The sequence below is a fragment of the Endozoicomonas sp. SESOKO4 genome, assembly GCF_024606275.1.
Genome location: NZ_JAHHPS010000191.1, coordinates 43,063 through 50,428, shown reverse-complemented (window position 1 = coordinate 50,428; position 7,366 = coordinate 43,063). Strand labels below are relative to the sequence as shown.

Below are 7,366 nucleotides of genomic sequence, written 5' to 3'. Positions count from 1 at the left end.
TACTTCCCGAACACTACTGGAAAGACAGGGTTTTTCCGGCGCCCGGGCTTGAAGTCCCCATCACCAGCGGCCCTTATCAAGTGGCTAAAATCAATCCCGGACGATCCATCACTTACAAGAGAAACAAGGATTATTGGGCTCGTGAACTGGCTGTTAACCGGGGTCGGTATAATTTTGACCGTATGGTGTACGAATATTACGGAAACGAATCTGTGCTCCTCGAGTCACTCTTCAGTAATCAATATGATTTCAGACTGATCACAGATCCAACGATCTGGAATACTCAGCTGAGCGAGAACCGCATTAAAAAATACCGTCTGATACAAGAAGTTATAAAGAACCATAACCCCCAAACCCTGACGTTAACCTACAATACACGGCGACCTTATCTAAAAGATGCCAGAGTCAGGGAAAGTCTGGGATATGCTTTTAACTTCGAGCAGATCAACAACCATCTTTTCTTTGGGATGTATCGACCTGCTGAAAGTTTTTTTGCAGGCTCTGAACTGGCGGCCAGTGGTACCCCTTCTGCTGATGAACTCAAATGGCTGACTCCCTGGCAACAAGAACTTCCGAAAGCTCTCTTCCATGAACCTTTCAAAGTACCTGATAGTCGACTGGCATCGGGCGACCGATTGAACAAGGCAAAAGCGCTCACGTTGTTAAAACAGGCGGGCTGGCAGATAAAGAATAATCAGCAGGTTAATGCCAGGGGTGAACCACTGGTTCTCAATGCTCTGGTGGCCAGTGAAGAGCACGAAAAAGTTCTGCTTTCCATTAAGGATGGACTGAGTCATCTTGGTATTACCTTGAATGTTCAGCGTACAGACCCACTTCAGATGGTAGCCAGATTACGTGAACTGGATTTTGAAATCATACTGCACACCTATCGACACACCGCGTCACCCGGAACTGAACAAGCATCTTTCTGGGGATCGGAAACCGTTCAGCAACCAGGAACCAGAAATCTCTCGGGCGTGCATTCACCGGTAGTCGATCAATTAACTAACCTGATTCCATCGGCTACCAGCCGTAAAGAACTGCTTTCCATGGTTCATGCCCTGGACAGAGTTCTGTTATGGGGACACTATTCTCTGCCTCTCTGGTACTCTCCTTCCTGGAATGTCCTCTACCGGGACACCCTGAGGCATCCTGTGATTACACCGCTCTATGCTCTGGATCTGACTACATGGTGGCATGAGACAGAAAAACCACCAACAGCCTCTGCTAATGATGGTCCGAACCATCACTAATAGTCTGAAGACGACTTTTTTAGAGTGTGAATCGGCTGGGTATCCGGCCTGAAAGATTGCTTTTAGGTCACATTACAACTTTAAATGCCATCCAAAGATATCAATAATTTTTTTCTGTTGAATTAGACCTTGCCTGCAGGGATTGATCGGTGTTTAAAATACTGTCAGGAATCGAAATAACTCCGCAACAAGCAATACCTATAGTCAAGGAGCCGACTATAGTTTAGAGGCAAAAGTTATAACAATGCGATCCAGGCGAACCATGAATCATACAGTGATGATAAAAAAATCGTTAAAGACAACGATTTTCCAAGCCCTTCCCATTGCGACCCTCTTTCTTTCCCTGTCCATGATGCCTGTCCTGGCAGAGGCAGAGAACGCAGTTAATAAATCCCCTTCCCTTTCCTTATATGGCGACGGTAAATACTCAAAAGATTTCAAGTATTTTGACTATGTGAATCCCAATGCTCCCAAGGGGGGGACACTGCGGATGGCCAGCATGGGGACTTTCGACAGCCTGAATCCTTTCATAGAAAAAGGGACTCCGGCTGAGGGGATAGGTCTGATTTACGACACTTTGATGACCAGCAGTGCGGATGAACCTTTCTCCATGTATGCCCTGGTGGCTGAATATGCAGAGCCTGCCACTGATAACAGTGGCATCACTTTCCATTTGAATTCTAAAGCCCGGTTTCACGACGGACAACCGATCACCGCTAACGATGTCGTTTACAGCTTTGAACTGCTCAGGGATAAAGGCTCACCGTTTTACCGGGCTTACTATGGCGATATTGCCAAGGCAGAGAGCTTGTCCAAACGCAGTGTCCGCTTCGTTTTCAAACACAACCGTAACCCTGAACTTCCCCTGATCATTTCCCAACTCCCGGTACTTCCAAAACACTTCTGGGAAACACAATCGAATAACTTTGAAGAGGCCAACCTGACTCAACCTTTGGGCAGTGGCCCCTACAAAATCCGTTCTGCCGAAGCGGGTCGCAGCATTGTCTACGAAAGAGTTGATGACTACTGGGGTAAAGATCTGCCGGTCAGCAGAGGCCGTTACAACTTTGATGTGCGTCGTTACGACTATTACCGGGATGCCAACGTAGCACTGCAAGCCCTGAAAGCCGGCGAATACGATCTTCGCTTTGAAAATATTGCCAGGAACTGGGCCACCGCCTACGACTCTCCGGCGGTTAAAAAAGGTGACCTGATTCAGGAGTCCTTTCCAACCAAAGCCCCTCAGGGGATGCAGGGATTTGTTTTTAACCTGCGCAGAGATATTTTCGAGGACGTGAGAGTTCGAAAAGCTTTGAATTACGCTATGGACTTCGAGTGGCTTAACAAGAATCTGTTCTACAACAGCTACACCAGGACACAGAGTTATTTTGCCAACTCTGATATGGAAGCAACGGGTATTCCCGAGGGTAAAGAACTGGCTTACCTTGAGCCCTGGCGAGATCAACTGCCCGCTGAGTTATTCAGCGAGTCCTTCAAACTGCCCAACACGGATGGCAGTGGCAGAATCCGAAGTCAGCTGAGCCAAGCTCTCTCTTTGATGGCACAGGCAGGCTGGAAACTGGAAAACGGTTCTCTCAGGAAAAATGGCAAGCCTTTCGAATTTGAGATTCTTCTATACGATTCAAGTATGGAGAAAGTAGCCCTGCCTCTGAAGAAAAACCTTGAGGCCATGGGGATCAATGCTAGTCTGCGAATCGTGGATATTTCACAATATATAAACCGGCTCAGAAGCTTCGACTTCGACATGCTGGTCAGTCGCATTCCTCAATCCAGTTCGCCCGGAAATGAGCAAAAGGACTTCTGGAGCAGCGAATCAGCGGATCAGCCAGGAAGCCGAAATCTGATAGGCATTAAAAACCCGGTGGTCGATGGTCTGATCAAGGAAGTGATTAATGCCGGGTCCAGAGAAAATCTCGTTGCCGCCGTTAAAGCTCTGGATAGGGTTTTGCTCTGGAATGCATACATGATTCCCCAATGGTATCTGGCCAGTAACAGAATCGCCTATTGGAAACCGCTCAAGCATCCCCTGAGCACTCCTGATCAGGAACCACTTTACCAGTTTGACCTGGACTCCTGGTGGATGGAACCAACAATCATCAGGGCTTCAGACACAACCGACGATGGCTCAAACAAAGATGAGGACAATAAAGGCATGCCGGTCTGGCCTGCTGGCATTCTGTTAGCCATCCTGATTCTGGGTTGGTTGATACGTCGTTCAAAACGTCAGATCTGATTATGAAAAGCTATATTCTGCGCCGACTGGCGTTAATGATTCCGACACTATTCGGTATTTTGTTATTGAACTTTGTCATCATTCAGGCCGCACCGGGTGGACCTGTTGAGCAGATGATTGCCAAACTGGAAGGTTTTGAAATCAATGCCATCAGCCGTATCGGAGGTTCAGGCAGTGCTGAGATCCAACAGGTAAGCGTGGACGAATCCGGTGAGTACCGCGGACGGCGGGGACTGGATCCGGAACTGATCAAAGACATTGAAAAGCTTTACGGCTTTGACAAACCGGCCTATGAGCGTTTTATCCAGATGGTACTCAACTATGCTCGCTTTGAGTTTGGCGACTCTTTTTTCAGAGATGCGAAAGTCGTTGACCTCATCAAAGAGAAATTACCTGTCTCCATCTCTCTTGGATTATGGAGTACCTTGCTGATCTATCTGATCTCCATTCCTATGGGGATTCGAAAAGCATTAAAACATGGTAGCCCGTTCGATGTCTGGACCAGCGCGGTCATCACTACGGGGTATGCCATTCCGAGCTTTCTACTGGCAATCCTGCTCATCGTGCTCTTTGCCGGTGGCAGTTACTGGAATTTCTTTCCATTGCGCGGATTAACATCGGAAAACTTTGACCAGCTTAGCCTTATTGGCAAACTGGCAGATTATGCCTGGCATATGGTTCTTCCGGTTTTCTGTATTGTTATTGGTGGCTTTGCAACATTAACAATGCTGACTAAAAACTCTTTTCTCGATGAGATTCATCGCCAGTATGTACAGACAGCCCGGGCCAAGGGTCTGGATGATCATCAAGTACTGTACGGCCATGTTTTCAGAAACGCCATGCTGCTGGTGATATCCGGATTCCCGGCGGCTCTCATTGGCATTCTGTTCACCAGCTCGCTGCTGATTGAAATTATTTTTTCACTGGATGGCCTTGGCCTGCTCGGATATGAAGCCGCCATTAATCGAGATTACCCCGTGGTCTTCGGATCTCTCTTTATCTTCACCCTGATAGGCATGGTGGTAAAACTGCTGGGAGATCTGACCTACATGCTGGTTGACCCGAGAATTGATTTTGAGGCGAGGGATTAAGATGGCATCGTCTCAAATCATAAAACCTTCCCGTATAAGCCCTCTTAACCAGCGACGCTGGAAAAGCTTCAAAAGCAATCGACGGGGCTATTACTCTCTCTGGATTTTCGGTTTCCTGTTTTTCACCACTTTATTTGCCGAGCTGATTGCCAACGATAAGCCGCTTCTGGTTTATTTCAAAGGTGAAATCTATACCCCTATTTTCCATATCTACCCAGAAACAGCGTTTGGTGGCGAGTTTGAACTGGAAATGGATTATCGTCAGGACTACGCAAAAGAACTGATCGAGCCCCACGGCTGGATGCTCTGGCCACCGATTCATTACAGCTACGACACGATCAACTATGCCCGTGTTGCCCCGGCACCTCCCACGCCAGAGAATTTGCTGGGGACCGATGACCAGGGCAGAGATGTTCTGGCCCGAGTCATTTACGGTTTTAGAATTTCTGTGCTTTTTGGACTGATTCTAACGCTGTTCAGCTCTCTCATAGGGGTTGCCGTTGGCGCTATGCAGGGATTTTACGGCGGAAGAACAGATCTTATCGGGCAACGGTTTATTGAAGTCTGGTCAGGTATGCCCAGCCTGTATCTGCTGATCATTCTTTCCAGTTTTGTCGAACCCGGCTTCTGGTGGTTGCTTGGGATTATGCTGATGTTTTCCTGGATGGCTCTGGTCGATGTGGTTCGTGCGGAATTCTTGCGCGGACGAAATCTGGAATACGTCCGGGCCGCCAGGGCACTTGGGATGACCGATGGCAGACTTATGTTCCGCCATATTCTACCCAACGCCATGATAGCAACGATCACTTTCATGCCCTTTATTCTCACCGGAGCCATCACCACCCTGACGTCACTGGACTTCCTGGGTTTTGGCCTGCCAGCCGGATCGCCTTCATTGGGTGAGCTGATCGCCCAGGGCAAGAACAACCTTCAAGCACCATGGCTGGGAATTACAGCCTTCATGGTGATGTCAGTGATGCTGACCCTGCTGGTGTTTATTGGGGAAGCTACCCGTGACGCCCTTGATCCACGCAAATACGTTACAGGTCACTAAACAATGACAAGTTCCCTGCTCGAGATCAAAGACCTGAAAATTCGCTTCAATCAGGGCGGCGGCAGCAGCGATGCGGTAAAAAGCATCAGTTTTGAACTGTTTCCGGGAGAGACGCTGGGTCTGGTGGGCGAGTCCGGCTCCGGTAAATCCATTTCTGCCCTGAGCATACTGCAACTGCTTCCTGAAAATGCCAGTCACCAGGGTGAGATTCTGTTTGATGGTACAAACCTGTTGGCCTTATCAGAAAGGGAGATCAGAGGCGTTCGTGGAAACCAGATCGGTATGATTTTTCAGGAACCCATGACCGCCCTTAACCCTCTGCACACGATAGATAAACAGATCTGTGAAGTACTCAGTCTGCACCTGGGCATGCATCCTGAACAGGCCAGTCAGCGTGCTTTGGAGCTGCTTGAACTGGTGGGCATTCAGGAGCCAGCCAAAAAGCTTTCAGCCTATCCCCACGAACTGTCGGGTGGTCAGCGTCAAAGAGCCATGATTGCTATGGCTCTGGCCTGCGAGCCAAAAGTCCTGATTGCCGATGAGCCCACAACTGCACTGGACGTGACGGTACAAAGACAGATTCTGTCGCTGCTGGCCGAACTACAGCAGAAAATGGGTATGGCCATTTTGTTTATCAGTCATGATCTAAACCTGATTCACCATGTTGCTCATCGAATCTGTGTCATGAAAAACGGAGAACTGGTGGAAACCGGTGCCACGGGAGAAGTGTTCAGTCAACCAAAGCATCCTTACACCATAGAACTGCTCAATGCCGAGCCATCCGGTGAACCGGAACCTGTGTCCCGGGCGCAGAATAAAATCATTGAGGGGCGGGATATAAGGGTCTGGTTTCCGGTAAAAGCCGGATTCTTCCGCAAAACCGTCGACCATATCAAAGCTGTAACGGACCTCTCTATCTCAGTCGCTGAAGGTGAAACACTGGGTATTGTAGGTGAATCCGGTTCCGGAAAAACCACACTCGGGATGGCGCTTCTGAAACTGCAGGAGAGTCAGGGTCAGATCTACTTTAAAGGTGATGCCCTTCACTCCCTGAGCCAAAAACAGTGTCGTCCTTACCGACGACAGATGCAGGTTGTTTTTCAGGACCCATACGGCAGTCTGAGCCCGAGAATGACCATCGCTGACATCATTGGCGAAGGACTGGATATCCATCAGCTCGCCAGCAACGGAGAACGAGACGAGCTGATCATAAAAGCCATGACAGAGGTCGGCCTTAATCCTCAATGGCGACACCGTTATCCCCATGAGTTTTCTGGCGGACAGAGACAGCGCATCGCCATAGCCAGAGCTCTGGTCCTCAAGCCCAGACTGATTATTCTTGATGAGCCCACCTCTGCTCTGGACAGGACTGTCCAGTCTCAAGTCATAAAGCTGTTAAGAGACCTGCAGAAAAAACACAATCTTAGCTATATCTTTATCAGCCACGACCTTGCGGTTGTAAAAGCCATGAGCCACAGGATTCTGGTGATGAAGGACGGTGAGATTATTGAGCAGGGCTCAACCGAACAGATCTTTCACCATCCTCAAACGGAATACACCTGCGAGCTGCTTGAAGCCGCTTTCGAAAGCTACTAGCAGCCTTAAGTCCGACAGGCTGCTAGATAATGTCTGCATGTTGAGGGTATTTCATCATTCTCCCATCGAGCGGGTGAAATACTTCTCTCATTAATTAATTGTTATCAGTCGCTTTTCA

General features: G+C 48.6%; 5 protein-coding genes. All 5 read left to right on the top strand.

Features of this window, described 5'->3' with window-relative positions; all coding sequences use genetic code 11:
- A partial coding sequence (locus KDK16_RS03760; RefSeq protein WP_257274731.1) for an ABC transporter substrate-binding protein occupies positions 1-1,253 on the top strand: 1,253 nt, incomplete at its 5' end.
- Positions 1,254-1,515: 262 nt separating this feature from the next.
- A complete protein-coding gene (locus KDK16_RS03755; RefSeq protein WP_257255229.1) occupies positions 1,516-3,507 on the top strand; it encodes an extracellular solute-binding protein in 1,992 nt (663 codons plus the stop codon).
- Between the two features lie 2 nt (positions 3,508-3,509).
- Positions 3,510-4,598: a microcin C ABC transporter permease YejB gene (locus tag KDK16_RS03750; RefSeq protein ID WP_257255230.1), complete on the top strand. Its 1,089-nt coding sequence runs from the start codon at positions 3,510-3,512 to the stop codon at positions 4,596-4,598.
- A gap of 1 nt (position 4,599) precedes the next feature.
- Positions 4,600-5,652 (top strand): ABC transporter permease, encoded by a 1,053-nt coding sequence (locus KDK16_RS03745; RefSeq protein ID WP_257255231.1) that lies wholly within the window; start codon positions 4,600-4,602, stop codon positions 5,650-5,652.
- 3 nt (positions 5,653-5,655) lie between these two features.
- Positions 5,656-7,248, top strand: a complete 1,593-nt coding sequence (locus KDK16_RS03740; protein WP_257274730.1) for an ABC transporter ATP-binding protein — start codon at positions 5,656-5,658, stop codon at positions 7,246-7,248.
- The last annotated feature ends 118 nt before the right edge of the window (positions 7,249-7,366 follow it).